At 72.7% G+C, this 25926-nt stretch carries 25 protein-coding genes; 10 read left to right on the top strand and 15 right to left on the bottom strand.

All coding sequences use genetic code 11. From position 1 onward, the window contains the following. The first annotated feature begins 57 nt into the window (after nt 1–57). On the top strand, nt 58–573 hold the full coding sequence (locus tag ACGFW6_RS35880) for an RpiB/LacA/LacB family sugar-phosphate isomerase (RefSeq protein ID WP_393519683.1): 516 nt from the start codon (nt 58–60) through the stop codon (nt 571–573). Here ACGFW6_RS35880 and ACGFW6_RS35875 read toward each other — a convergent pair. Continuing rightward, nucleotides 522–1205 (bottom strand): hemerythrin domain-containing protein, encoded by a 684-nt coding sequence (locus tag ACGFW6_RS35875; RefSeq protein WP_393519680.1) that lies wholly within the window; start codon nt 1203–1205, stop codon nt 522–524. The two genes, ACGFW6_RS35880 and ACGFW6_RS35875, sit on opposite strands and share 52 nt — an antisense overlap. A gap of 80 nt (nt 1206–1285) precedes the next feature. Between ACGFW6_RS35875 and ACGFW6_RS35870 the strand changes: the two genes are divergently transcribed. Then, the gene (locus ACGFW6_RS35870) at nt 1286–1732 is read left to right on the top strand and encodes a MarR family winged helix-turn-helix transcriptional regulator (RefSeq protein ID WP_393519677.1); all 447 of its coding nucleotides are present in this window, start codon (nt 1286–1288) and stop codon (nt 1730–1732) included. Nucleotides 1733–1742: 10 nt separating this feature from the next. Here the strand turns inward: ACGFW6_RS35870 and ACGFW6_RS35865 are convergent, their stop codons facing one another. The 4 genes from ACGFW6_RS35865 to ACGFW6_RS35850 all read right to left on the bottom strand — a co-directional run bounded on the left by ACGFW6_RS35865 (nt 1743) and on the right by ACGFW6_RS35850 (nt 4437). Then, nucleotides 1743–1919 carry a DUF1272 domain-containing protein gene (locus ACGFW6_RS35865; RefSeq protein ID WP_393519674.1) on the bottom strand — a complete coding sequence of 59 codons (177 nt, stop codon included), beginning with the start codon at nt 1917–1919 and terminating at the stop codon, nt 1743–1745. A gap of 394 nt (nt 1920–2313) precedes the next feature. Next, complete coding sequence (locus ACGFW6_RS35860; protein ID WP_393519671.1) at nt 2314–3222, bottom strand: phosphotriesterase; 909 nt, start codon at nt 3220–3222, stop codon at nt 2314–2316. Beyond that, on the bottom strand, nt 3219–3803 hold the full coding sequence (locus ACGFW6_RS35855; protein ID WP_393519668.1) for a DUF4865 family protein: 585 nt from the start codon (nt 3801–3803) through the stop codon (nt 3219–3221). Before ACGFW6_RS35855 ends, ACGFW6_RS35860 begins: the two co-directional genes overlap by 4 nt. Before the next feature lie 55 nt (nt 3804–3858). Further along, a complete protein-coding gene (locus ACGFW6_RS35850; protein ID WP_393519665.1) occupies nt 3859–4437 on the bottom strand; it encodes a TetR/AcrR family transcriptional regulator in 579 nt (192 codons plus the stop codon). A 208-nt stretch (nt 4438–4645) separates the two neighbouring features. Here ACGFW6_RS35850 and ACGFW6_RS35845 point away from each other — a divergent pair, with 208 nt between their 5' ends. The 3 genes from ACGFW6_RS35845 to ACGFW6_RS35835 are packed head-to-tail and all read left to right on the top strand — an operon-like array spanning nt 4646 to nt 8243. After that, on the top strand, nt 4646–4930 hold the full coding sequence (locus ACGFW6_RS35845; RefSeq protein ID WP_393519662.1) for an SHOCT domain-containing protein: 285 nt from the start codon (nt 4646–4648) through the stop codon (nt 4928–4930). Then, on the top strand, nt 4927–5685 hold the full coding sequence (locus tag ACGFW6_RS35840; RefSeq protein ID WP_330352763.1) for an ABC transporter ATP-binding protein: 759 nt from the start codon (nt 4927–4929) through the stop codon (nt 5683–5685). Before ACGFW6_RS35845 ends, ACGFW6_RS35840 begins: the two co-directional genes overlap by 4 nt. Continuing rightward, the gene (locus tag ACGFW6_RS35835; RefSeq protein WP_393519658.1) at nt 5682–8243 is read left to right on the top strand and encodes an ABC transporter permease; all 2562 of its coding nucleotides are present in this window, start codon (nt 5682–5684) and stop codon (nt 8241–8243) included. The genes ACGFW6_RS35840 and ACGFW6_RS35835 overlap by 4 nt, the downstream gene beginning before the upstream one ends. Before the next feature lie 142 nt (nt 8244–8385). Here the strand turns inward: ACGFW6_RS35835 and ACGFW6_RS35830 are convergent, their stop codons facing one another. Together ACGFW6_RS35830 and ACGFW6_RS35825 are read right to left on the bottom strand one after the other, a co-directional pair. After that, nucleotides 8386–8940, bottom strand: a complete 555-nt coding sequence (locus tag ACGFW6_RS35830; protein ID WP_393519655.1) for an ATP-binding protein — start codon at nt 8938–8940, stop codon at nt 8386–8388. A gap of 184 nt (nt 8941–9124) precedes the next feature. Further along, a complete protein-coding gene (locus tag ACGFW6_RS35825; protein ID WP_393519652.1) occupies nt 9125–9448 on the bottom strand; it encodes a hypothetical protein in 324 nt (107 codons plus the stop codon). A gap of 341 nt (nt 9449–9789) precedes the next feature. On the opposite strand from ACGFW6_RS35825, the gene ACGFW6_RS35820 reads away from it, so the two are divergent. Further along, complete coding sequence (locus ACGFW6_RS35820) at nt 9790–10914, top strand: PLP-dependent cysteine synthase family protein (RefSeq protein WP_393519649.1); 1125 nt, start codon at nt 9790–9792, stop codon at nt 10912–10914. Nucleotides 10915–11249: 335 nt separating this feature from the next. Here ACGFW6_RS35820 and ACGFW6_RS35815 read toward each other — a convergent pair whose 3' ends face one another. After that, entirely contained in the window at nt 11250–11717 is a 468-nt protein-coding gene (locus tag ACGFW6_RS35815; RefSeq protein WP_393519647.1) for an SRPBCC family protein, read from the bottom strand. 60 nt (nt 11718–11777) lie between these two features. Beyond that, nucleotides 11778–12608, bottom strand: coding sequence for a DeoR/GlpR family DNA-binding transcription regulator (locus ACGFW6_RS35810; RefSeq protein WP_393519644.1), 831 nt, complete (start codon nt 12606–12608; stop codon nt 11778–11780). Between the two features lie 290 nt (nt 12609–12898). On the opposite strand from ACGFW6_RS35810, the gene ACGFW6_RS35805 reads away from it, so the two are divergent. Beyond that, nucleotides 12899–15256 (top strand): hypothetical protein, encoded by a 2358-nt coding sequence (locus ACGFW6_RS35805; protein ID WP_393519641.1) that lies wholly within the window; start codon nt 12899–12901, stop codon nt 15254–15256. 98 nt (nt 15257–15354) lie between these two features. Here the strand turns inward: ACGFW6_RS35805 and ACGFW6_RS35800 are convergent, their stop codons facing one another. The 4 genes from ACGFW6_RS35800 to ACGFW6_RS35785 all read right to left on the bottom strand — a co-directional run bounded on the left by ACGFW6_RS35800 (nt 15355) and on the right by ACGFW6_RS35785 (nt 19995). Further along, nucleotides 15355–17793 carry a right-handed parallel beta-helix repeat-containing protein gene (locus tag ACGFW6_RS35800; RefSeq protein WP_393519638.1) on the bottom strand — a complete coding sequence of 813 codons (2439 nt, stop codon included), beginning with the start codon at nt 17791–17793 and terminating at the stop codon, nt 15355–15357. Between the two features lie 109 nt (nt 17794–17902). Continuing rightward, nucleotides 17903–18508 carry a hypothetical protein gene (locus tag ACGFW6_RS35795; protein WP_393519635.1) on the bottom strand — a complete coding sequence of 202 codons (606 nt, stop codon included), beginning with the start codon at nt 18506–18508 and terminating at the stop codon, nt 17903–17905. Between the two features lie 180 nt (nt 18509–18688). After that, the gene (locus ACGFW6_RS35790; protein WP_393519632.1) at nt 18689–19516 is read right to left on the bottom strand and encodes an MOSC domain-containing protein; all 828 of its coding nucleotides are present in this window, start codon (nt 19514–19516) and stop codon (nt 18689–18691) included. Nucleotides 19517–19560: 44 nt separating this feature from the next. After that, nucleotides 19561–19995, bottom strand: a complete 435-nt coding sequence (locus ACGFW6_RS35785; RefSeq protein WP_393519628.1) for a DUF6643 family protein — start codon at nt 19993–19995, stop codon at nt 19561–19563. A gap of 299 nt (nt 19996–20294) precedes the next feature. Between ACGFW6_RS35785 and ACGFW6_RS35780 the strand changes: the two genes are divergently transcribed. Then, nucleotides 20295–21560: a TerD family protein gene (locus ACGFW6_RS35780; protein ID WP_393519625.1), complete on the top strand. Its 1266-nt coding sequence runs from the start codon at nt 20295–20297 to the stop codon at nt 21558–21560. Here the strand turns inward: ACGFW6_RS35780 and ACGFW6_RS35775 are convergent, their stop codons facing one another. Then, complete coding sequence (locus tag ACGFW6_RS35775) at nt 21561–22754, bottom strand: glycosyltransferase (RefSeq protein ID WP_393519864.1); 1194 nt, start codon at nt 22752–22754, stop codon at nt 21561–21563. Between the two features lie 39 nt (nt 22755–22793). Between ACGFW6_RS35775 and ACGFW6_RS35770 the strand changes: the two genes are divergently transcribed. Both ACGFW6_RS35770 and ACGFW6_RS35765 read left to right on the top strand, forming a co-directional pair. Continuing rightward, nucleotides 22794–23579: a glutamate racemase gene (locus ACGFW6_RS35770; protein WP_393519622.1), complete on the top strand. Its 786-nt coding sequence runs from the start codon at nt 22794–22796 to the stop codon at nt 23577–23579. 131 nt (nt 23580–23710) lie between these two features. Continuing rightward, entirely contained in the window at nt 23711–24253 is a 543-nt protein-coding gene (locus tag ACGFW6_RS35765; protein ID WP_393519619.1) for a hypothetical protein, read from the top strand. A gap of 361 nt (nt 24254–24614) precedes the next feature. Here ACGFW6_RS35765 and ACGFW6_RS35760 read toward each other — a convergent pair whose 3' ends face one another. After that, nucleotides 24615–25682: an O-antigen ligase family protein gene (locus ACGFW6_RS35760; RefSeq protein ID WP_393519616.1), complete on the bottom strand. Its 1068-nt coding sequence runs from the start codon at nt 25680–25682 to the stop codon at nt 24615–24617. Nucleotides 25683–25926: the final 244 nt, after the last annotated feature.

The following is a 25926-nucleotide window of genomic DNA, read 5'->3' as shown; positions in this document are numbered from 1 at the left end:
CGGCTGCCGCGCCCCGCCCGCCCGTGGCCGGCGGGCCTTGCCGAGTACGCTCGTGCCATGCGGATCTCCGTTTCCTCGGACATGGACGAACCGGTGGCGCGCTCCCTCGTCACCGAGCTGCGCGAACGCGGCCACGAGGTGGTGACGTACGGCGCGCTGAGCCCGGGCGCCGACCCGCAGTGGGCCGCCTGCTCCGAGGCGGCCGCCCGCGAGGTCGCCGCCGGTACCGCCGACCAGGCGGTCGTGTGCTGCTGGACCGGCACCGGCGCCTCCATCGCGGCGAACAAGGTGCCGGGCGTACGGGCCGCCCTGTGCACGGACGCCTACACCGCGGACGGCGCCCGCCGCTGGAACGACGCCAATGTGCTGGCCCTCGGCCTGCGTCTGACGTCCGAGCCGCTGCTCAAGGAGATCCTCGACGCCTGGTTCGCCGCCGAGGCCGGCACGGACCCCGAAGACCGGGAGAACGTGGCCCGCATCGAGCGACTGGACCTCGGCCGGGCCCGGACGCCCGATGCCGCTCACCCGGCCGCCCGCACCTCCGGCACCCCGAGGTCCTCGTACAGCCGGTGACGCTGGTCGCCGCTGAGCGTGCCGCACACCGCGGCGAGCGTGCGGTCCGCCCGGCCGGGCGCGGCGTCCTCCAGGACACCGCGCACGATCGCGGCCCTGGGCGCGGGCGGCAGGGCGGGCAGCATCCTGCGGAGATCCGTGAGGGCCTGCTCCGGGGTGCGCGAGGCGCGGAAGGCGGCCATCACGGCGGCCAGTTCGTCGGCGCCGGCGTAACTCCACAGCGCCGGCATCGCGACCGTCTCCTCCGCGTGCAGGTGTGCGAGATAGGCGCTGATCACTTCGTTCAGTGCCAGGTACAGGGCGTGCTGGGCCTCCGGCAGGTCCTCGGGCGGGGTACCGGCCAGGGTGCGTGCGCGTTCGTCCAGTGCGACGAAGGCGGCGTCGAGGCGGACATGCTCGGCTTCGAGCGCGTCCGCCGCCTCCGGGGCCCGCTCCCGAAGCAGCTGGTGGATGAAGGTGTCCTCGTGGTCCGCGTGCTCACGCAGTTCGTGCGTCATGGCGAGGCAGCGCGCGGCCTGCTCGGCGGCGGAGCCGCTGTGGGACACGTCCGCGGCGCCGAGCTCGGTGGCGAGGGTGAACAGTCGCGCGCGCTGCCCCATGTGAACATTCCGGTAGAGGTCGATCTTGGGCATGGCCTGTCCTCGGGGTGGCTGTTCCGCAATATGACAACACGTTGCTAGACTAGCAATGTGTTGTCAAGAGGGGAGTGGTGATGTCGGACGAGACAGCCCTGCTGATCGCGGATGTGCTCGAGGCGGCCGGGGCGTTGCGCCGTCTGGGCGACGAAACAGCCGGCGCGGAGGGGCTCACCCAGGCCCGATGGCAGGTCCTCAGCGTCGTTTCCGAGGAGCCGCTCACCATCCCGCAGGCCGCGCGCCGCCTCGGCGTCAGCCGCCAGAACATCCAGCGGGTCGCCAACGATCTCGTCTCGCTCGGACTCGCCGCCTACACGGCCAACCCGGACCACCGCAGCTCGCCGCTGCTGACGGTGACATCGCCCGGCGAGGAGTCACTGGCCCGCCTCACCGACAGGGCCGCGAAGATCCACCGCACCCTCTTCGCGGCGATTCCCGAGGAGGAGATCCGCGCCACCCGCGCCTCACTGCGCCGTCTGCTGACCGAACTGGACCGGCACGAGGGAGCACCCGGCAAGCGATAGCCGGCGCCGCTCAGGAGCGCCGCGGCCTCGGCACGAGCTCGCCGCCGCAGTTGGGGCAGCTGCCCCGCATCGCCTCGGTGCAGGGGACGCAGAAGGTGCACTCGTAGGAGCAGATACGGGCAGGGGCGTCCGGTGGCAGGTGCGCGGTCTCGCAGCGTTCGCATCGGTCGCGCATCTCCAGCGCCATGATCCCGCCCTTCGTCGTCCGTGTCGGCGCCGGTCGGAGCCGTCACGTCCCAGTCTCCGCACGCCACGCGCCGGCGAAAGCGCGGGAAGGGCCAAGGAACGACGCGATCGGGTCAGGGTCGGCCAGACGTCTGCTCCGGACGGCGGCGAAGGCTCGAACCGTGGGTTGACGTGATCGGGCCAGGGTCGGGCGTACGTCTGTGCCGGTCGGAGGCGAAGGGTGGACGGGGGTTGTCGCGATGATCGGGTCAGGGTCGGGCGTACGTCTGCGCCGGTCGGCTGCGAAGGGCGGACGGGGGTTGTCGCGATGATCGGGTCAAGGTCGGCCGTGCGTCAGCGCCGGTCGGCGCGAAGGCCGGGCCGGGGCTGTCGCGATCGTCGGGGTCGGCCGGACGTCAGCGCCAGTCGGCGGCGAACGCCCGGCCGGGGTTGTCGACGAGGACGCGTTCCACCAGCTCCTCGCCCAGTTCGAGCGCGAGCCGCGGCCGTACCCGGCGCAGCAGATACGGCATTCCGGGGCCGCCGTCGACCGACCGCGCCCCGGCGACGACGGTGTCCCCGCCCAGCAGCAGCCGGTGTCCGAACCCGGCCTCGGCCAGTGCCCGCACCGCGTCCGGCATCCGCCAGTCGGTGGCGTGATGGGCGCGCGAGGGCCCGTCGAAGGCGAGCCAGCAGCCCGATGCGGCGGCCCGGCGGTGAACCGCGAGGTCGGGGGAGCGGTTGAGATGGCCGAGGATCACACGGTGCGGCGGAACGCCCGACTCGCCGCACAGCAGGTCCAGTACGTCGAGCGCGCCCGTACCCGCCTCCAGATGCACCGCGATCGGCGCGTCCGTCGCGTGGTGGGCCTCGGCCGCGGCGGTCATCGTCCAGCGGGCGTGCGCGTCGAGGGCGTGGAAGCCGCCCGCGACCTTCACGAGCCCGGCGCGTACGCCCGACGTGCCGATGCCCACGGTGAGTTCGGAGACGAAGACGTCGGCGAGCCTCCCGCGCAGTGCGTCGAGCGCCTCCGGGGCGTAGTGCGCCGCCTGGTGCAGCCCCGTGGCGCAGACCAGGTGCACTCCTGCGGCCCGGGACAGCGGCGGCAGATCGGCTGCCCGGCGGCCCATGCCGTACGGCGTCCACTGCACCACCGCCGAACCGCCGGCCGCGCGGAACGCGTCCAGCTCGGCCCGCGCGGCGGACGCGCTGTTCAGCTCCTGGCCGGGCAGTTGCGGGCTGCTCAGGAAGAGGTGGTCGTGGGCGTCGCACACGCCGAGTTCCCCGGACCGCACGTCACCGAGCACCGTACGGACCGCGCTCACCACTGCCGCCCCCGCGGCAGCGCGCCGCGCCCGGGCGACGACAGGTGCAGCACCTGGTACACGTCGCCCTCGGCCTCGGGCATGTCGGCCTCCCAGAGCGAGAAGTGGACGACCTCCCACGCGCGCGTGTCGACGGCCGCCGCCGCCAGCACGGCGCCGTCGCGTTGCGCCAGCCGCGTGGTCTCGCCCGCGGCCTCCGCCATGAACACGGCCAACTCCACACCCTCCGGCACCGGTTGCCGCCGCCGCACGGCGAACGCGGCGCAGGAGCGGGCCGCGGCGCCCTCCTCGTACGCGAGCCCCGTCCACTGCCGCACCCGCGGCCGCCCGAAGTCGTTCACCGGCCCCTGGAACGGGCCGCCCCACAGAAAGGCGTTCATGCCCTCCACGGTGTTCCAGAGGTAGAACGGCCCGTACTGGTTCACCGCCGACCCGCGCACTCCGCGCTCGCGCAGCAGGTACGCCTTGACGCCGAGGCCGCCCCAGTCGTCCAGCAGATGCCCGACGCGGGCGACCCGGGAGCGGATGACGTCCATGTCGTAGTCGGCGGGCAGGGTGAACTCGTACTGCATGGCGTGCATGCCAAGTCCCTTCTGGGGCCGGGTGGTCGGTGAAAGCGCCCGAGGGGCCCTGCGTTCACGCCGAACCGCGGGCGCCCTCCCGTGGCGCGAGCAGCGAAAGAAGTCCCCTCACGCCCGCGTCGAACGCCTCGGGCGAACCGGACGCGCGAGCCAGGACATAGCCGCCCTGGACGGTCGCCACGATCGTCGCCGCGATCCACTCGCCGTCGAGCCCCGCCGCGAACTGGCCCTGCTCCTTGCCCTCCTCGACGATTCCCGCGAGCCGCTCCCGCAGCCAGTCCAGCGTCTCGTCGACGGGCGCCCGCAGTTCGTCGCTGGCGATCACGTCCGGGTCCATCGTCAGCCGCCCGACCGGGCAGCCGCGCAGCACATCCCGCTCGCGCCGCAGATACGCCTCGACGCGCTCGTACGGCGTGCCCGGCCCGTCGAGTACTCCCGCGGCGGTAGCCCGCATCTCCTCGGCGGTCCGCCGGATCGCGGCGAGCGCGAGATCGGGCTTGCCCGTGAAGTGGTGGTACATGCTGCCCTGCCCGGCACCCGCGCGTTCCAGGATGGCCTTGGGGCTGGTGCCCACATAGCCGCGCTCCCACAACAGCTCACGAGTGGACTCGATCAGTCGGTCCGAGGTGCTCATACCGTGACTGTACATACTAGTAGTTACAGAAGTCGAGCGGGTGTACCGCCCCGCACGCGCGTCCCCGGAGCAGCCGAACCGGCCCTCAGTACTCCCCGCGAGGTACACGCACTGCCGCTGGCCGTACGACGACCCGGAGCCCCTGTCGGCGCGAGTCTCGAAGCATCACCGAACGATCCCAACGAACCGACTCGGGAGATGACTCGAGATGCAGACCCTGGCTCACTTCGCGGACGGCGGCCCCGGGCCGTGGATCCTGTTCTTCCCGCTGATCTGGGCGGCCGTCGTCGTCGGCGGCATCACCCTGCTGCGCCGCACGGTGTGGCGCGGACGCCGCGGCCCCTGGCGGGCCCCGGAGGCCGACGACAACTCGCCCATCACCGTGCTCGGCCACCGCTTCGCCTCCGGCGAGATCGACGAGGACGAGTACTGGCGCCGGCTGTCCGTCCTGGACGAGCAGTTCGGCCGCAAGGGCAAGGGCGGTGCCGCATGACCGCCACGACCGCCACCACGATCACGCCGACGGCCGCCCGTGTCGTCGACGCCGTGAAGGTGTACGGCAGCGGCGACACCAGCGTGCGGGCCCTGGACGGGGTGAGCGTCGACTTCCCGGTCGGCCGCTTCACCGCGATCATGGGGCCCTCCGGCTCCGGCAAGTCCACGCTGATGCACTGCGCGGCCGGCCTCGACACGCTCACCTCGGGCACCGCCCACATCGGCGACACCGAGCTGAGCAGCCTCGACGACCGCCGCCTCACCCTTCTTCGCCGGGACCGCGTCGGCTTCGTCTTCCAGTCCTTCAACCTGGTGCCGACGCTGACCGTCGCGGAGAACATCACCCTGCCCCTCGACCTCGCGGGCGGCGACGGCGACCCCGAGTGGATCAGCGCCCTGATCGACGTCGTCGGCCTGCGCGACCGGCTGCACCACCGCCCCTCCGAGCTCTCCGGCGGCCAGCAGCAACGCGTCGCCGTCGCCCGCGCCTTCGCCGGCCGGCCGGACGTCGTCTTCGCCGACGAGCCGACCGGCAACCTCGACTCCCGCTCCGGCGGCGAGGTCCTCGGCCTGCTCGGCCGCGCGGTGCGCCAGACCGCCCGCACGGTCGTCATGGTCACCCACGACCCGGTGGCCGCCGCCCACGCCGACGAGGTCGTCTTCCTCGCCGACGGGCGCCTGGTCGACCGGATGGAAGCCCCGACCGCCGACAAGGTCCTGGACCGCATGAAAGCCTTCGAGGTGCCGTCATGAACGCCTCCGTCCGCCTCAGCGCGTCCTCCCTGCGCGCCCACAAGCGGCGCTTCGCGGGGACCTTCCTCGCCGTGTTCCTCGGCGTCGCGTTCCTCGCCGGCACCCTCGTCATGGGCGACACACTGCGCGCCAGCTTCGACACCATGTTCGGCAACGCCACCAGCGGCACCGACGCCGTCGTGCGCAGCGCCGACGCCATCACCACACCCGGTGAGAGCGAGGGCGTACGCGAGCCGGTCGGCACCGACCTCGTCGGCACCATCGAGAAGGTCCCCGGCGTCGCGGCGGCGGCGCCCAACATCCAGGGCGCGGGCCAGCTCATCGGCAAGAACGGCGATCCCATCGGCGGTCAGGGCCCTCCCACCCTCGCCGGCAACTGGATCACCGACCCGGAGCTCAACGCCTACCAGCTCGCCGAGGGCCACGCCCCGCGCGGGTCCGGCGAGGTCGTCATCGACCGCGGCACCGCGGAGCGCGGCGACCTGAAGATCGGCGACACGACCACCCTGCGTACGCCCGACCCCGTCAAGGTGACCGTCGTCGGCCTCGCGACCTTCGGCGGCGAGGACGGCATGGCCCAGGTGACCTACACCGGCATGACCCGGGCCGACGCGGAGAAGTACCTCACGGCCGGGCCCGGCGAGGCCGCGACCATCCAGGTGCGGGCCGGCCCCGGCGTCAGCCAGCAGGAGCTGGTCGACTCGCTGACCCCCGTCCTCCCCGAGGGGGTCGAGGCCATCACCGGCCAGGAGTCGGCCGAGGAGAACACCGACATGATCTCCAGTCAGTTCCTGTCGGTCTTCACCACCTTGCTGCTGGTGTTCTCCGGCGTCGCGCTGCTCGTCGCGACCTTCTCCATCCACAACACCTTCGCGATCGTCGTCGCCCAGCGCACCCGCGAGAACGCGCTGCTGCGAGCCCTCGGCGCCTCACGCCGCCAGGTCACCGCCTCCACCCTCGTCGAGGCGAGCGCCGTGGCCGTCATCGCGTCGGCGGCCGGCCTCGCGGGCGGCATCGGCATCGCGGCCGGACTCCAGGCGCTGTTCCCGGCCATCGGATTCCCCTTCCCCGAAGGCGACTTGGTCATCAGCGCCCTCTCCATGGCCCTGCCGCTCGCCGTCGGCGTCGTCGTGTGCCTCGGCTCCGCCCTGCTCCCCGCGGTACGCGCCGGCCGCACCGCGCCGCTGGCCGCCCTGCGCGAGACGGCCGTCGACACCTCCGGCGCCTCCCGCACCCGTGCGGTCACCGGCCTGGCGCTCATCGCCCTCGCGCTCGGCGTGACGCTCACCGGCGTCCTGGCGTCACCGTCCATCTGGCTGGCGGCCACCGGCGCGGTCCTCGCCCTGATCGCCTTCGTGGTCCTCGGCCCGGTCGCCTCCACCACGGCCGTACGGGTCCTCGGCGGCCCCCTGGACCGGCTGCGCGGCGTCACCGGCGGCCTCGCCCGGCGCAACGCCCTGCGCAGCCCGAAGCGCACCGCCGCCACCGCCAGCGCCCTGATGATCGGCGTGGCCGTGGTGTCCCTGTTCACCGTGTTCGGCGCCTCGCTGAAGGCGACCATGGACCAGACCGTGGCCCGTTCCTTCGCCGGTGACGTGGCCATCAGCACGCCGTCGTTCGGCGCGGGCGGCAGCGGCCTGAGCCCGCGCCTCGCCGACGCGGTCCAGCGGCTGCCCGAGGTGGACACCGCCGTCGGACTCGGCCGCGGCGTCGCCGAAGTCGACGGCAGGGGACGGGCCCTGACGGTCACCGACCCGGTCGCCCTGGAGCGCACCTTCGACCTCGGCGAGATCCGGGGCTCGATGGAGGGCCTCGGCACCGACGGCATCGCCATCACCGAGAACGAGGCCGACAAGCAGCACCTGGCGACCGGCGACACGGCCCGGCTCACCTTCACCGACGGACGGACGCAGACCTTCACGGTCCGCGCGGTCTACGGCCAGTCCGAACTCGCCGGCGACTACGTCATCACCCGCGACGCCTGGGCCCCGCACCGCACCCAGGACGCCGACACCCTCCTCGCCGTCTCCTTCAAGGACGGCGTCGGCACCGACGACGGCAAGGCGGCGGTCGAGAAGGTGGCCGCCCGGTACGGCGACCCCGAGGTGCAGACCCGCGACGAGTACGCGCAGTCCGCGGCCGGCGGCATCGACATGATGCTCACCCTCGTCTACGCGCTGCTCGCCCTCGCGGTGCTCATCGCCCTCCTCGGCATCGCCAACACCCTGACCCTGGCGATCCACGAGCGCACCCGTGAACTCGGCCTGCTGCGGGCCGTCGGGCAGACCCGCTCGCAACTGCGCGCCATGGTCCGCTGGGAGTCGATCCTGGTCGCGGCGTTCGGCACGGTCGGCGGCCTGGCCCTCGGCGCCTTCCTCGGCTGGGTCCTGGTCGAGGCGTCCGACGGCGCGTCGGACAGCGCCTTCGCCTTCGCGATGCCGCCCCTGCAACTCACGGTGGTGGCCCTCGTCGGCCTCGCCGCGGGAGCCCTTGCGGGCCTGCGCCCGGCGCGCCGCGCGGCACGGCTGGACGTACTGCGGGCCATCGCCACGGAGTGACGCGCGAGGACACCACGCCCACCGACGGCGTCAGGGCCCTCAGCGCCCAGGGCCCTGACGGCGACAGGGCCCTCAGCGCCTACGGCCCGTCCACGACCGTATGTGCCGAAGGCCCACTCGTCGAAGACCCCTCACCGCCCGGTCAGCCGACAACGGCCGACCGGGCGGGAGCGTGTTCGGGCCTGCGCAGGTCGACGCGCTGTCCGACCTCGGCGAACCGCCGCGCGGGCGTCTCCACGGCCACGGTCGTCGTCCGCTGCGGCGGCCGCGTGGGCGTGGCCCGTACCGCCGCCACGGGTGCCGGCAGCGAGAACCACACGACCTTGCCCGACTCGCCGTCCGGCCGCACGCCCCAGCTCTCGCTGACCGCGGCCACCATCGCCAGCCCGCGCCCGCAGGTGGCGAGCACGTCGATACCGGCGGTGTCCGCCACGACCGGCATGCGCGGGTCGGTGTCGTGCACCGAGACCGTGAGCCGGTCGAGAAGCAGCTCGATCTCGACGGTGCACGTCTTGTCGGGCTGTGCGTGCTGGTGGACGTTGGTCAGCAACTCGGTCACGCCGAGCGCGGCGCGGTCTATCAAGGCGTCCAGATGCCAGTAGCGCAACTGCGCAGAGACGATTCTGCGGACCTGGCCGATCCGCGACGGCAGGGCTTGGAGCTCCACCGTGCAGTGCCTGCTTGGGTAACTGATCACGGCTGCGACTCCCCGACTGAAGAGGTCCGGAAGAACACGGAGTACGGATCCAGCAGGGTGCTTGAGGAAAACGGCCGCCTGCTGTCATGGCCGGCGGGCTGGTTCGCAGCGTTGTCGCCGGTAAACCCAGAGTGACGTGAGACCAGAGTGACGCAGGGGGTGCGGTACCGCAACTCGCGGTGACTCAGCCCTTACGCCCCGCGGCCTTCCGTACGGCCTCGATGAACCGGCGCGCCGCGGGTGGACCGGGTTCGCCCGGAGCGGGGTCGTGGTCGCCCAACGTCAGTGAGTAGCGGTTGCCGTTGAGGTCCGCGAGCGCCCGGTCGTCCGGCGCGAACCAGGGCTTGGACGCCCGTACCGCCTGCACCGGCGCGCTGTCGATCTCGCTGCCGTAGCTGGTGAGCAGTTGCAGCCTGCCGTCGGTTATCCGCACCTGCCCGGCCCGGGTCAGGGAGCGCAGCCGCTTCCCGATCCGCACGCCCGTGGCCCTGAACTCCGGCTCAGCCATGCCCCGCCCCTTAGCGCGTGTCGGTGTGCCGGTCCGCCTGCGTGGGCCGTGGCCGGCTCTGGTCGTGATCCAGTGTGCCCCCCGTCCGGGAACGCTGTCCCGTCCGGTGCAGTCTGCCCGCGGACCGCGTCGAGCACCAGTACGCACGTCGTGCCTGGACGGGGGCGCTCGGAAGCACTCGCGCGAATGCGCCCCCGAGGGCTCGGTGAGATACCGGTCCAGGGATGCCTTTGGGACTCTCAAAGGTGTGTTTATGCAGGTGAGAAGCGTGCGGAAGATGTTTATGCTCGAAGCGACGGCGGCGCGAGCCGGTGCTGCCGCACAGTCCGAGGAGCACCGCCGTGAGCACCCTTCAGCAGACCCCGTCCGGCGTGACCCTCGACGTCGACCACAGCGACGCCGCCTACCGCGGCTGGCTGAAAGAAGCCGTCCGCAAGGTCCAGGCCGACGCCAACCGCTCGGCCGACACGCACCTGTTGCGCTTCCCGCTGCCCGAGCAGTGGGGCATCGACCTGTACCTCAAGGACGAGTCGACGCACCCGACCGGCAGCCTCAAACACCGGCTCGCCCGCTCGCTGTTCCTCTACGGCCTGTGCAATGGCTGGATCCGGCCGGGCCGCCCGGTCATCGAGGCGTCCAGCGGCTCGACGGCCGTCTCCGAGGCGTACTTCGCGAAGCTGATCGGCGTGCCCTTCATCGCGGTCATGCCCCGCACGACCAGCGCCGAGAAGTGCCGCCTCATCGAGTTCCACGGCGGACAGTGCCACTTCGTGGACGACTCACGGAAGATGTACGAGGAGTCCGCCCGCCTCGCGGTGGAGACCGGCGGCCACTACATGGACCAGTTCACCTACGCCGAACGGGCCACGGACTGGCGCGGCAACAACAACATCGCCGAGTCCATCTTCCGTCAGCTCCGGCTGGAACGGTTCCCGGAGCCCGCGTGGATCGTCGCCACGGCCGGCACCGGCGGCACCTCCGCGACGCTCGCCCGGTACGTCCACTACATGCAGCACGACACCCGCATCTGCGTCGCCGATCCGGAGAACTCCTGTTTCTTCGAGGGCTGGACCACCGGCGATCCGGACGTCACCTGCGACTGCGGCTCCCGCATCGAGGGCATCGGCCGCCCGCGCATGGAGCCCAGCTTCGTGCCCGGCGCGATCGACCGGATGATGAAGGTCCCGGACGCGGCGAGTGTGGCCGCCGTGCGCGCCCTGGAGCAGGCCATCGGCCGCAAGGCGGGCGGCTCCACCGGCACCGGCCTGTGGAGCGCCCTGAAGATCGTCGCCGAGATGGTCGCCGAGGGACGGCAAGGAAGCGTGGTGACGCTGCTGTGCGACCCGGGGGACCGCTACCTCGACAAGTACTACTCCGACACCTGGCTGACCGAACAGGGCCTGGACATCGCACCGTACACAGCAGCCATCGACCAACTCCTGCAGACGGGCGTCTGGCCCGAGTGACGAACCCCGAGACGGCCCCGGCACACCTGCCTACGCCCCGACGCCCCTTGCCTCGAGCGTCCCTGACGCACCTGCCTCAGGTCCGGCAACGCCCCCAGCCTTGAGCGGCTTAGGCGCACCTGCCGACGGCCCGGCAACGCCCCAGGGGCGCGGGGAACTGCGCGACCGGCCACGATGGCGCCGCGGACGCCCGACGGCATGCTCTGAGGTTCGAGCGTCCCTGACACGCCTGCCGACGGACGCGCAACGCCCCAGGGGCGCGGGGAACTGCGCGACCGGTCACGACGGCCCCGCAGAAGACCGTCGGCCGATCTACCGTCGCCCCTGGCGGAGCGTCACGTCAGTCGCCGGTCCAGCGCACGAACCGCCCCCTGGAACGACCGCCCCAGCCCCGGCTTCGCCAGCCCGAACGCGACCCGGAACGGCGCCGTCCCATCCACGGCGAACGTCCACTGCACGCGCGTGCCCGCCCCCGCCGGGGCGAGCCGCCACTCCTCGACCATGGCCCGCGCCCCCGGCGCGTTGGTGAGGTCGACGCGATAGGCGTACACCTCGGGACTCTCCGCCGCGAGTATCGTCTCCTCGAAACGCGTACCACCCTTGAGCCGCACCTCACGCCGGGCCCCGTCGTCCAGCGGGCGCGCCAGCGTCACCGCCGCGAACCACTCCGGCCAGCCCGGCACATCCTCGGCGAGCGCCCGGTACACCGTCTCCGGCGGAGCCGAGATCTCCCGCGCGAAGACGTGCCGCACCGGCGCACGCCCCACGAAGTCGAGCCCCACCTCACGCAGCAGGTGTGCCATGGACGAAACCCCCTGTGTGCCGACACTGCCCCGGGCGACGTCACCCTAGCTGGCGCCTCGTCAGATGTCTGCACCCTCATCGGGCTCGCCGGCCACCACCAGCCGCCGCAGGTGCTCCGAGATCTCCGTGCGCGCCTCGGCCTCCAGCCCGGCGTCCGTCACCACGGTGTCGACCTGCTCCAGCGCCGCGAACGAACTCAGCCCCACCACACCCCACTTGGTGTGGTCGGCGACCACCACGACCCGCCGCGCCGACTGCACCAGCCGCCGGTTCGTCTCGGCCTCCGCCAGGTTCGGCGTGGACAGGCCGGCCTCGACCGATATCCCGTGCACACCGAGGAACAGCACGTCGAAGTGGAGCGCCGCGATCGCCTGGTCCGCCACCGGGCCCACCAGTGAGTCGGACGGGGTGCGCACACCGCCGGTCAGCACGACCGTGGCCGCGCCCTGCCGGGGGCCCGTCGTGCGCTGCGCGGCATGGAACACGTCGGCCACCCGCACCGAGTTGGTGACCACGGTCAGGTCGGGAACGTCGACGAGCCGATGCGCCAGCGCGAACGTCGTCGTACCGCCCGACAGTGCGATCGCGCTGCCCGGCGCCACCAACTCGGCCGCCGCCCGCGCGATGTCCTCCTTGGCCGTCAGCTCCAGACCCGACTTGGCCTCGAACCCCGGCTCGTGCGTGCTGGCCTCGACCACCGGGACCGCGCCGCCGTGCACCTTCTCCAGCACGCCCTGCCGGGCCAGCGCGTCGAGATCGCGGCGCACCGTCATGTCCGACACGCCGAGCTTGCGGGTCAGCTCGTTGACGCGCACCCCGCCGCGGCGCCGTACCTCGTCCAGGATCAGGGCGCGCCGCTGCTCCGCGAGGAGGTTCTGATTCTCGCTCACGTACGCTCCGGTCCTTTCGCCGCTGCCGTCCGACATCCCTGCGCACCCCCTCCGACAAGGACATTCTCGCGCCTTTGGGGGCGCGGGACGACCCATCCTCGCACGGGAGGGCACAGGTCGCGCCACTGGCCGTCCCGCCGCGCACATGTCACTTCGGCATGTCCCGTTCCCCTGCCCTTCACACAGAACGGGGAGATTCCGTGACGAGAGGTGTACGGGGCGGTCGCGGGGGAGATCCTTGTGCCCGCACGGACAGAAGCCGACGGCTCGTCACGGGGGAAGTGCGAACAGTGGAACGTGCGCCGGAACGCGCCGCCATGACCGGGGCGGACGCGACGACGAAGGAGCCCGCCGACCAGGGCACGAGCACCGTGAGCGGCGGTGCCGCGCTGGAACTCCTGGTCCACGGGGTCGGCGGCACCACGCCGCAGGACATGCTGGACGATCCGCGCACCGTGCGGATCACCGGCGACGACACGGCCGCCGTGTTCCGCCGGGCCGACGATGTCGACGCCGAGGACCGACCGGACGACCACCGGGGACGCCCCGTCCCCGAGGCCTACGTCTGGTGCAACCTCACCTCGGGCAACAGCGCCCGCGCCCTGTGGCTGTTGCTGCTGCCGTTCATGGTGGTCAACCTCGCCCACTGGATGCGGCCCACCACCCGTGACCGCGCGCGGACGGTGCGTCTGTACGGCCTGCTCGTACGCCTCGCGGGGCTGACCCTGACCGTGCTGCTCGTCGCGGCCGCCTGCGAGGTCGCCCTCGACCTCGCGGCCTGGCAGTGCGCGGGCACGAGCGCGTGCGCCGAGCGGCACAGCTGGCTGGGCTGCCTGTCGCCCGCGGTCTCGGACGCCGGCTGGTGGAGCCACCCCGGCCGCAGGCTCGCCCTCGCGGCGGTGGTGCCCGCCGCGCTGACCGGCCTGCTGTGGTACCTCTCCCGCCGCACCTGGAGCGCGTACGAGTCCGAGCGGCCGATGACCCGCGAGGCCGAACCCGACGAGGAGTCCGGCGGCACCTCCCTGGGCCGCCCCGGCTTCTGGTACGGCCGCCGCCTCGTCGCCCGCCTGCGCGCCGCGCACACGGCCGCGGGCCTGCTCACCGTCACCGCGGCGGTCGCCTCCGCGGCGGCCCGCTTCGACCGCCGGTCCGGCGGCCCCGCGCTCCTCGACACCCTCGGCTGGACCCTGGACGCGGCGATCGTCGCCTGCGCGGCCGTCGTGGTCTGGGTGGTGTGCCGCCGGGGCCGCAGCGAGAACCGTCTCGACCAGGAACTCGACGAGCACCTCGTACGACGGCTGCCGCTCGCCGCCCTCGTCCTGCTGGCGCTCGCCGTGGTCTACGCCGGATGGGAGAGGCCGGGCTGGACGTCGACCGGACGCCTCCCGGGCGACCCCACCTTCGGCGCCATCGCCTTCTTCCAGGGCCTGCTCGTCATCGCCCTCGCCGTCGTCGCCCACCTCCTGCATCGCACCCGGCCCGACCCGCGCGCCGCCATGCGCGGCCTCGGCGGACCGGCCGTGGTGATGCTGGCCTGCGCCCTCGGCGGAGTGATGTCCGGCGGGGTCGCCCAGCGCGTCGCCGACTGGCTGGACGGCACCGGCGCGTCCATCGTCGGCCCGCCCGTCCTGCTGACCTGGCAGGCATCCGTGATCCCGCCGCTGCTCGTCCTGCTGCTGCTCCTCGGCGGCTGGCTCGGCCGGCGGGCCTGGCGGCTGCGCCGCACCGAACTGGGCCAGGTGGAGGTGGACTACGTCGGAGAACCCCGCGACACGGCACGCACCCGCCGCATCGCGACCACGCGCGCGATGGCGACGCTCACCGACCGGGCCCCGCTCGTCGTCGCCGTCACCTCCACGGCGACCCTGCTCCTCGGCGCCGGGGCGCTGGTCGGCGCGCTGACCACGGACAAGACACCGAGCGAGGCCGCCGGCGGGACGTACGCCTTCGTGCACGGCGCCGCCCAGACCGCGCAGGCACTCGGCTCCTGGCTGATCGGCGTGGGCTTCATACTCTTCGTCACCTGGGGCCGACGCGCCTACAAGGACGCCTCCGCCCGGCGCACCATCGGCATCCTCTGGGACGTCGGCACCTTCTGGCCGCGCGCCGCCCATCCTTTCGCGCCGCCCTGTTACGCCGAGCGGGCGGTGCCGGACCTCACCTGGCGGATCGTGACCTGGACCCGCGCCGCGGAAGGCCGGCGCCTCGTCATCTCCGGACACTCCCAAGGCAGCGTGCTCGCCGCCGCGGCGGCCTGGCAGCTCACACCGGACGACCGCAAGCAGGTCGCGCTCCTGACCTACGGCTCGCCGCTGGAGCGTCTGTACGGCCGATGGTTCCCGGCCCACTTCGGCCAGGAGGCGCTCACCCAGCTGCACGACGACGTCGACTGCTGGCGCAACCTGTACCGGGTCACCGACCCCATCGGCGGCCCGGTGCGGTTGCCCGGCGACTGCGGCCCCGCGGTGGACCGTGCGGCCCTCAAGGACCCGCTGGCGTACGGCCGTACCCCCGAGCACCCGCTGCCCGCCCCCATCCTCGGCCACGGCCAGTACCAGGCGGACCCGGTGTTCGCGGAGGAACGGGAGCGGCTGCTGGCCCGGCTCAGGCCGGAACTGCCGGCCCAGAGACCGGAGGGCGACGGCTGATCCGGTGGCCTCGACGGTGTCCGCGGCACGGAGCCGCGGCACCCGGCCCCCCGTGGGAGCGCCGGGTGGCGCCCTGATCTACGCCCCGGCCGACGCCGTCACGTCATCTCCGGCAGGTCCTCGGCGTACAGCAACGTCAGGTCGTCGGTGCTGGGCTCCGCCAGCTGGGCGACCCGGCTCGCATGCCGTTCCACCATCGCCTCGAAGGTCTGGCGTGCCGTGCGGCCGTTGCCGAACGCGGGACCCTTGGGGATCGCCGTGAAGTACTTCAGCAGGGCGTCGGAGAGACCCGGGCCCAGCCGGTACTCGTGCTCCTCGGCCTGCTGCTCCACGATCCGCAGCAGCTCCTCCGGGCCGTAGTCACTGAAGGTGATGGTCCGTGAGAAGCGGGACGCCACACCGGGGTTGACCGACAGGAACCGCTCCATCTCGGCGGTGTAGCCCGCCACGATCACCACGACCGCGTCCCGGTGGTCCTCCATCAGCTTCACCAGGGTGTCGATGGCCTCCTTGCCGAAGTCCCGGCCCGAGTCCTCCGGCGACAGCGCGTACGCCTCGTCGATGAACAGCACACCGCCGCGCGCCCGGTCGAAGGCCTCCTGGGTACGGATCGCGGTGGAGCCGATGTGCTCGCCGACCAGGTCGACGCGGGACACCTCGACCAGATGGCCCTTCTCCAGGACGCCGAGGGAGGCGAGGATCTCGCCGTAGAGACGGGCGACCGTCGTCTTGCCGGTGCCGGGGGAGCCCGTGAAGACCAGATGGCGCTTGACGGAAGCGGCCTTGAGGCCGGCCTCCTGACGGCGCCGGCCCACCTCGATCATGTCGGTGAGCGCGCGCACCTCGCGCTTGACGCTGTCCAGGCCGACCAGCGCGTCCAGTTCACCGAGGACTGCCTTGGAGGTCCGCGACGGCTTCTCGGCCTCCGCGGCGGCGATCAGCGGCTCCTGCTCGGTGGTGCGCTGGCCGGGGATGGCGCCGAGGAGGCCGGGCGACTGGTGCGCCGTCTGCACGGCGGGCTCCGGCGCCGGCGCCTGCCTGAGGCCCGCGCTCTCGTCGCTGGTGCAGTCCTCCACGTCGGGGCCCTGCCCGGAGCCCGCGTCCGGGCCGCCGTCCGCGAACTCGTAACCGCCGCGCGCGCACCGCTCCGTACGGCACTTCCGCAGCGTCGTACGGCAGCCGTCGATCACATGGAAGCCGTAGCCCGCGCTGCCCCTGACCCGGCAGTTCAGGAACGTGCCGCGACCGCCCGCCGACACGTAGAACCCGGCCTCCGCCGGGGACTCCACCGTGCAGCGCTCGATGGTGGGATCGGCGCCCTTGGTGACGATCACGCCGGTCTGGGTGCCGTCCACGGTGCAGTTGTTGAGGGTGCCGCCGCTGCCGTGGTCGCGGAACCAGGCCCCCGTCGCCGCGTCCCGGATCCGGCAGTCGTCCAGCTGCGCCGTCGCGCCGTCGCTCACCGACACGGCCGTGTTGCGCACCTGCGACAGGTCACTGTCGACGACGTCCGCACGGGATCCCCGGTCGAGGACGAACAGCGCGTCCGGCACGTCGTGCACCCGGCACGAGTCCAGGACCGCGGTGGCGCCGTCGCTGACCCAGACCGCCGGGTAGTCGCCCGTGCTGTCGAAGATCTCGCACTGGTTCGCGTCCACGCGCGTGCCCGGATCCCACACCGAGAGCCCGTTGCGCCCGAACTGACGCACTGTCGTGCGGGTCAGCGTCAGCACCGAACGGGAACGCAGGTCGACCGCGTTCTCCGGGATGTCGTGGATACGGCAGTCCGCCAGCGTCAGCACTGCGTCGGTGTCGAGAGTGACACCGTCGGCCGTGGTGCGGTGCACATCGCAGTCGGTGAGATGAGCGGTGGCCCGCCCGGTGACCTGGACACCCGAGCCCCGGACCTCGTAGACCTCGCAACCGACCGCTTCCAGCGCGGAGTTCTCCCCGGTCGCCGTCAGTCCCGACCCGGAGGCGTGGTGCACCCGGCAGCGCTCCAGCCGGGGGTGGCCCCCGCCGCGTACTGCGATGCCCGCCTGACCGGCCGCGACGACCTCGCACTCCTCGAACACGCCGCCCCCGCCGTCCAGTACGGCGATGCCGATGCCCGCGGGGTTGTCGACCGTGCAGCGGCGCACGGTCGGCCGCGCACCGCCGCGCACCTCGATCCCGGCCGCCGACCGCGTGACGATCCGGACGTCCGTCAGCTCCGGTGTGCCCTCCTCGACCAGCAGCGCGGGCGCCGCGGCGTCCTGGCCCTCCACATGCAGGTCCTGGACCACCGCCGAGGCACGCACCGTCAGCGGCACACCGTCCACGGGCGCGATACGCACCGAGCCGGGGGAGCCCTCGGGGCCGCGCAGGGTCACCGCCCGCTGGACGACGAGGTTCTCCCGGTAGGTGCCGGGCGCGACAGTGAGGACGTCACCGTCGGCCGCGGCCTCCAGGGCGGCGGCGAGCGACGCGTACTCACCCGTGCGGCGCCGCCACCGCGATGTGCCGGTGTGCGTCACCTGGACCGTGCCCTGTGCCATGGCGTTGACGTGCCCCCACCTCGTAGTACGCGGGTTTAGCTGCCGAAGAGTTCGGCCGGACCACCGTAGCGTGCGCGCGGGTGGTGGGTTGACCAGAGCCGGAAGGCCGTCAACTGCCGGTGCCGGTCCGGCCCCAGTCGGGACCCGCTCTGTCCCAGGCCTGGTCCCAACGGGCGTACCGGCGGCGGACCATGCGCCACACGATCAGCCGTCTGCCGCCCTCGACGAGACCGGCCACCAGCAGCGCCGCGCCCACCCCCGCGATCACGGCGTGCGTCGCCGCTGTCGCGGAGTCCAGCGGCCGGGCCACGGTTCTGCCCTGCCGGTCCGTCCACATCCGGAAACGGTCGCCCGGCTGCGGGCTGTCGAGGCTCGCCATCACCCGGCCCTGGCGCACGGTGCCGTCCGGTGCGGTCCAGTCGGCCAGGACCCGGGTGCGCGTGTCCCGGCCGGTGGCCGCCTCGGGGTCGACGTCCAGCGACGAGCCGTCCAGCTTGCGGACCACGGTCGCCGTCACCAGGTGCCGTGCGGCGCGCTGTTCACGTACGGATTCCTGCAGGGCGCTCTGGGCCAGGCCGCCGACGAGGGAGCCGACCAGGGGCGTCACGACCAGGATCAGCAGCAGGGCCGCGAGAGCGACCCACGCCTCGGCGAGATCGGTCGCACGACGCAGCGGATTGTGCCGCCAACGCCAGAGTCCGCTGATCGCCCGCATCGCCGGCCACCCCCTTCCCGCCTCCGTGATAACCCGTGGCGGAGCCGTTCACCCGGGGGCCCCGCCGAAGAGAGAGCGAAATCACCTGTGTTCGGGGCCTCTCAGGTAGTTCTCACGAAAGGCCCAACGCTCGGACCCCGGGCCGGGGTTCCCGGCCGTCCGTCGTCGTGGGGATCTTCGTCAGCCGAGGATCGTGACAGGGTCGCCGACCCGGATCGTGCCCCGGGTCAGGGGCACCAGGTTCTGGCCGAACACCAGCTTGCCGCCCAGGCGGCGGTGTCTGCCCAGCGTGAGCAGCGGCTCTCTGCCGCGCTCGGCGGTGGCCTGGTCGGTCGTCGTCACGACACAGCGCCCGCATTTCTTGGGCACGCGGAAGGTGACCTCGCCGATGGCGATCCGCGACCAGTCGTCCTCGGCCCAGGCGTCGGTGCCCGACACGACGACGTTCGGCCGGAAACGGTTCATGGGCAGCGGGCCCTCGTGCGCGCGATCACCCTGGGCGATCAGAGAATTGAGGGCGTCGAGGGACGCGGTCGTGGTGAGCAGCAGGGGATAGCCGTCGGCGAAGCTGACCGTCTCGCCCGGCAGGCCGTACTCGGGGTCCACGGGCCGGCACGTGTCCGGGTCGGGCATGTGGACCAGGCGCACCTCGGCGCCGAGATAGGTGCTGCACCAGACGTGCGCCGCGTCGTCCTCGGCGAGGACCGCCTCGATCTTGTCGCGGAAGATCTCCGCGGGAACGCTGCCGACCCCGCTCGGCACGGGCACGCTCAGCGGCTCCATCCCGGGTGCGGTCAGCCGAACACCGCCACCGGGCAGCAGCTCGGCGGCGGCCAGCGCCAGACGCGGTTGCTGGCGCTGGGTCACGACCTTTCCCCCGTCGTCGATCAGCATCCAGCGTCGATCTCCGGCCGGCCCCCAGGGCTCCACGACGGCTTCCCGGAGCGCTGTGGCCCGGAACGCCTTGACCGGATGAACGTGAACCGACTGCAACTGTGCGTGCCCCATGGAGCCATCGTGCCAGGTGGCACCGACAGTCCCGGGGGAGCGGATCAGTAGCCGCGGTACTGCTGGTTGTTGTACGGGTCCTGATAGGGGGCCGCGGCCGGACGGGGAGCCGCGGGGCGCATCGCCTCGTAGCCCATGCCGCCGGGGGCGACCGGCCTCGGCTGCTGTGCCTGCTGCGGACCCGGGTAGCCGCGGGGGGCCGCCTGCTGCGGGATGTAGGCGGCGGGCGCCTGCTGGAGCGGAGCGGGCTGCTGCGCCTGCGGATAACCGTAGGAGGGCTGGGACGGTCCCGCCGGGAGGGCGGGCAGCGCGGACGGCAGGGCGGGCAGGTTGCTGCCCGGCATGTCGTACGCGGCGGGGACCCGGATCGGGGCGATCTGCGGGGTGCCCCGCTCGGCGACGAGCCTGTCGTAGATCGGGGTGTCCGGGAAGGAGGCGGAGTAGTAGCCGCCGCCATAGGTGGAGCGGGGGGAGGTCATGGCACATAAGGTAAGCCCACGATGTGCTGGTTGGGGAGACCGATAAGAGGGTTGTTTTATGTGCCCGCAGTGACGCTGGATCCCCAATGCGAGCGAACTTGGCAAAAAGGGACGCCAATCAGCGTTCGGATCGTGTAAATGCCGAGTTCCGGGCGGGTTACCGGGGGTTGACCACGGGTGTTCGCCCGCCCCTCGTGGGAGTTCGATGTCGCGGAGAATAGGTTGACCCTGTAGAAGAACCCAATGAGCTGCCGGGACATGCCTGGCGCCGAGAGCCGGTGATGGGGGCGGACATGTCAATGCCGAAGGGATCGAATGTCCCGGTGCCGACGACGGCACTGCGGGTCGAATTGGGCTGGCGCTCCGGTCCTGGCGTACCCGACGTGGACGCCTCGGCCCTGCTGCTCGTCGACGGAAAGGTCCGCTCCGACGCGGACTTCGTCTTCTACAACCAGGCCACGCACTCCTCCGGCGCCGTCCGGCACGAGGGCAAGGGGGACGCCGGCGGGCAGGTGACCGACAGCCTGCTCGTCGACCTCGCGCGCGTGGAGCCCGCCATCGAGACCGTCATCCTCGCGGCCTCCGCCGACGGCGGATCGTTCGGCCAGGTCCCCGACCTCTACATCGAGGTCAAGGACGCGGCCCAGGGGACGGCCGTCGCCCGCTTCGACAGCACCGGCGCCGGCGTCGAAACCGCTTTCGTGCTCGGCGAGTTCTACCGCCGTCAGGGCGCCTGGAAGTTCCGCGCCGTCGGCCAGGGCTACGGCAGCGGCCTGGAGGGCCTGGCCACCGACTACGGCATCACGGTCGACGAACCGCAGCAGGCGGCACCCACCGCGGCGCCGGCCGCCCCACCGGCCCCCACCATGGCCCCGCCTCCGCCCGCCATGCCGCCGGTCCCGCCGCCCACGCCGCAGGCGGCGCCGGTCAGCCTCAGCAAGGTCACGCTCACCAAGGCGGCCCCCGCGGTCTCGCTGACCAAGCAGGGCGGCACCTCGGGCGCCCTGCGCGTGAACCTCAACTGGCAGGTGCGCAAGCAGTTCTCGGGCTGGGCCAGCAAGCTGGGCCGCCCGGTCGCCATGCACAACGACCTCGACCTCGACCTGTGCGCCCTGTACGAGCTGACCGACGGCAGCAAGGGCGTGATCCAGTCACTCGGCAACGCCTACGGCGCCCTGCACCAGCCGCCGTACATCCACCTCGACGGCGACGACCGCACCGGCGCCGTGGCCGACGGCGAGAACCTCACCGTCAACCTCGACCACCAGCGCGCCTTCCGACGCATCCTGGTCTTCGTCACCATCTACCAGGGCGCGCGTTCCTTCGCCGACCTGCACGCCACGGTCACCCTCACCCCGCAGCACGGCGCCCCGATCGACTTCTCCCTCGACGAGTGCACCGTCCCCTCCACGGTGTGCGCGCTCGCCCTGATCACCAACACCGGCAGCGACCTGATCGTCCAGCGCGAGGCCCGCTACCTGGTCCCCGAGCGCGGCGTCAGCCCGCAGCGCACCGTCGACTACGCCTACGGCTGGGGCATGAACTGGACGCCCGGCCGCAAGTAGTCAGCCCTCGTCGGGCAGCACGTCCGGACGCGTGTAGGTGCGGCCCTTCCAGGCCGCACCTCGTCCCCTGTAGTGCTGCACCGCGGAATCGACCGTCATCAGGAGATAGAGGAACGCGGTGAACGGCAGCAGAGGAGCGAGCCACAGCGACTGCCCGTAGTAGCGGAGCATCGGGACGTACGTCCCCGTCATCACCAGCCACGCCACACCACCGCCGACCGCGGTCGCCGCGTCCCCGCCCACCAGGCCGCCGACGAGCGCCGCGGGCGGCACCAGATACACCAGCACCAGTCCGGCGACCGTCCCCGCCAGCACCAGCGGATTGTGCCTGAGCTGGGCGTACGCGCTGCGCGACACCATCCGCCACAGATCGCGCAGCCGCGGATACGGCCGCACGCTGTCCACCCGCTCCGCCAGCCCCAGCCAGATGTGACCGCCACCGCGCTTGACCGCCCGCGCGAGCGCCACGTCGTCGATGACGGCGTGCCGGATGGCGTCCGGGATCCGCGCGCGCTCCGCGGCCTCGGCCCGCAACAGGACACAGCCACCCGCCGCTGCCGCCGTCCGCGACCCCTTCCTGCCGATCCGGCGGAACGGATACAACTGCGCGAAGAAGTACACGAAGGCCGGCACGACCAGCCGCTCCCACAGACTCTCCACCCGCAGCCGCGCCATCAGCGAGACCGCGTCGAAGCCGCCGGTGCGCGCGGCCGCGACCAGTTCGCGCAGGCTGTCGGGCGCGTGCGCGATGTCGGCGTCCGTCAGCAGGAGGTACTCGGGGTCACGCGCGCGTGCCAGGCCGATGCCGTGCCGCACCGCCCACAGCTTGCCCGTCCAGCCCGCGGGCGGCTCGCCGGGCGAGTCCACCGTCAGGGGCAGCCCCCCGTGGCGGCGCCCGAGCTCACGCGCCAGCTCCCCAGTGCCGTCCGAACTGCCGTCGTCGATCAGGAAGACCTCCGCGCGGCCCGGATAGTCCTGGGCGAGCAGCGACGGCAGGCTCAACGAAAGCACCGCGGACTCGTCCCGGGCCGGTACGACGACACAGACCGACGGCCACTCGCCCGGCGGCGTCCGCCGCGGAAGCCTCACATCCGTACGCCAGAAGAAGCCCTGACAGAGCAGCAGCCACAGCCAGGCGGCGAGTGATCCGGCGGCGATCCACGCGAAGGCGCTCACCCGCGCAGTCTGCCCCACGACAGCGGCCGGCACGGGCCCATCGTCTATCGTGGCCGGGTGAAGATCGCGCTGATGGACTCCGGAATCGGCTTGCTCGCGGCCACCGCCGCGGTACGGCGGCTGCGGCCCGACGCAGACCTGGTGCTCTCACTCGACCCCGACGGCATGCCCTGGGGTCCCAGGACTCCCGAAGACCTCACCCGGCGCGCCGTGGCCGTCGCCGACGCCGCCGCGGCACACCGCCCCGAAGCCCTGATCATCGGCTGCAACACCGCGACCGTGCACGCGCTGCCCACCCTGCGCGCCCGCCTCGAACCAGGCATACCGGTCATCGGCACCGTCCCGGCGATCAAGCCCGCCGCGGCCGGCGGCGGCCCCGTCGCGATCTGGGCCACCCCCGCCACCACCGGCAGCTCCTACCAGCGCGGACTGATCAACGACTTCGCCGACGGCGTGCCCGTCACCGAAGTGCCCTGCTTCGGGCTCGCCGAAGCGGTCGAGCACGCCGACGAGACGGCGATCGAGGCCGCCGTCGCCGCGGCGGCCGCGCTCACCCCCCGGGACGTGACGACCGTCGTCCTGGGCTGCACGCACTACGAACTCGTCGCCGAGCGCATCCGCACCGCGGTCCAGCGCCCCGGCTTCCCGCCGCTCGTCCTGCACGGCTCCGCCGGAGCGGTCGCCGCGCAGGCCCTCCGCCGGCTCGGCGAGCAGCCCGCCCCCGACGCGGCGGCGAAAGGCACCCTCACCGTGCTGCTGAGCGGCCGCGAGGGCAAGCTCCCCGAGCCCGCTCTGGCCTACGCGGAAGGCCGTCTCCTCCAGGCGGTCAGCCCCGCGCAGTGACCCGCCGTCACCACCGACGGGCATGAACCGGCCCGGATGAACGGACGCGGTCGATCCGGTGTCGTCCGGTCGGCGCAGTCACCCTGTGCTACCCGGTACCAGCGCAGCGAATCCTGAGTAACCTCATAGCCATGAGGGACCACCCCCACGGCAGGAAGCCGCATCCTGATGTGTGGACCGGGCGGGCGACCAACCGGGTCCAGTGGTTGCTGGCGCTCGTCGGCGCCGCCTGCATGGCACTTGGAATCGAGCTGGCCGTCGACTCACCGTGGACCGACGGCGTCGCCGCTCTCGTCATGGCCGTCGTGGGCTGCATCGCGGCCGGCCTACTGGTCCTCTTCGGCACGCTGGCGTTCGTGCACGTCGCCCTGAAGGTCGACCAGGAGTGCCTTGAGGTGCGCTGCGGCCACATCGGTGTGCCGCGCCGCCGAATCCCCTTGTCGGACGTCGTCGGCGCGGAGTTCGTGCCCCTTGTCACTCCGCGCCACTGGGGTGGCTGGGGCTACAGGTGGCGGCCCGAGAAGGGCACCGCCGTCGTCGTACGGCGTGGCGAGGGCCTGATGCTGCGCATGGGGGACGGCCACACGTTCACCGTCACCGTGGACGACGCGCAGACCGCGGTGGGGGTCATCGAGGACCGACTGCGGACTCGGACGGCAGGCACGGCTCTCTGAGTCGCGGCTGCTGAGGGTGGTCCGGTCGTTTGGCTGCAGGGTGTGGTGGTCCGGTCGTTTGGCCTCGAGTGAGGTGGTCCGGTCATCTGGGCGCGGGTGAGGGTGGCTGTTCGGCCCATGTGTGCGGACAACACTGCTGACTCCGGGAGTGTGGGCTGCAGGGTGGCCCGGGGGAGTGTGGTCCACAGGATGGTCCGCGGGACTGTGGGCGGCAGGGTGGTCCGCGGGGCGTGTGGGCTGCGGTGTTGTCCCCCGTGAGGGTGTGGGCAGCAGGGGTGCCCCCGCGGGGGTGTGGGTTCCGGGGTTTCCGTAGGGGGTGCGGGCGGCAGAGTCGTCGTACGTCGGATCGCTGCACGTCAGCTCATGGAGTCAGCCGGTCGCCACGCGTGCGTACGTCGTCCTCGCGCTGCGTCGACTCGACGGCGATCGGGCGTGCCGTCGCCAGCCCCGCCAGCAGGCCCGCGCCCACGGACACCGTGGTGAAGCTGAGCGCGTTGCCGATCGCGGCGATGGCCGCCAGCGCGGTGAGGGCCGCGCCCGCCGTGAGCGCGACGGGGGTGGGGCGAGCGGTGCGCCAGAGCGCGAACAGCATCCAGCAGAAGGCCGCCGCCAGCAGCAGTACGCCGACGACTCCCTGTTCGGCCGCCTGCTGCAAGGGCGCCGAGTGAGGCTTGCCGTCGGACAGCAGCGTCGCGGTGGCCGTCGGACTGAGCTCCCCGAAGCGCCCGGGGCCCGCGCCGAGGACCAGGTCCTCGCGCGCCACGTGCAGCGCGTCGTGCCACAGCTGGATTCGGTGCAGGGTCAGCTGACCCTCGAGCCAGGCCAGCAGCCCGCCGGGGACGACGTTCCCGGCGACCGCCCAGATCAAGCCGGTGACGGAGGCCGCGGCGACGGCCAGTCCGGCGATGCCCACGCCGCGACGCCGGAGGTGGCCGGCCGAGAGCGAGCACAGCAGCACGGCGGAACAGGTGACGAAGCCGCTGGTCGAACCCAGGGCCGCGGCGGTCACCGTGATTCCGGCGGCGAGCAGGCGCAGGCCCAGGCGCAGGAGGGGCGCCGAGGCGGACCATGCGGCGCAGCACGCGGCACCGGTGGCGAGCGTCAGCACGGCGGCGGTGGCTCCCGCGTGGCCCAGCGGGGTGACGAGCTGCGGGCCGGGGGAGAGGTGGGGAACGGCCACCGTCAGGCCCACTCCGGCCACGGCTCCCGCGCAAGGGGCGGCGACCGGTAGCAGCGCCCCGCCGATCCGTCCCGCCGCATAGCCGGCGGCCACGGCGAGGATGGCGAGCAGCACACCCTCGGGGCGGCCGTCCTGCACCGCGGCAGAGACCAGCGACCAGGCGGCGCAGGCTCCGAGCACCACGACGCCCGCCGCATCAGAAACGTTTCGTCTGTCGCCGTCCTCTTGCGAACCTGCCGAGGACGTCATTCTTGCGACACCCACCCCGCCCCCCGAAACCGGTCCCCCGACCTGTGACGGACCCTCGGCCATCCGGACCTGACCGGCCGAAACGACTGAGGCTCCGGCATACCGTAACGGCTTATGGCCGGTTTGTGGACGTGTCGTGCAGGAACGATGCGTCGCGGGGGCAGCCAGGGGGTGGTGCCGTGGGTGTGCCGCGGGCCGGGGTAGGAGGGGGCGGGAGTCAGCCGGGGGTAGGCCGGGGGATAGG

The organism is Streptomyces sp. Y7, assembly GCF_043195415.1.
Lineage (GTDB): Bacteria > Actinomycetota > Actinomycetes > Streptomycetales > Streptomycetaceae > Streptomyces.
This window is presented reverse-complemented; position numbering and strand designations above follow the sequence as displayed.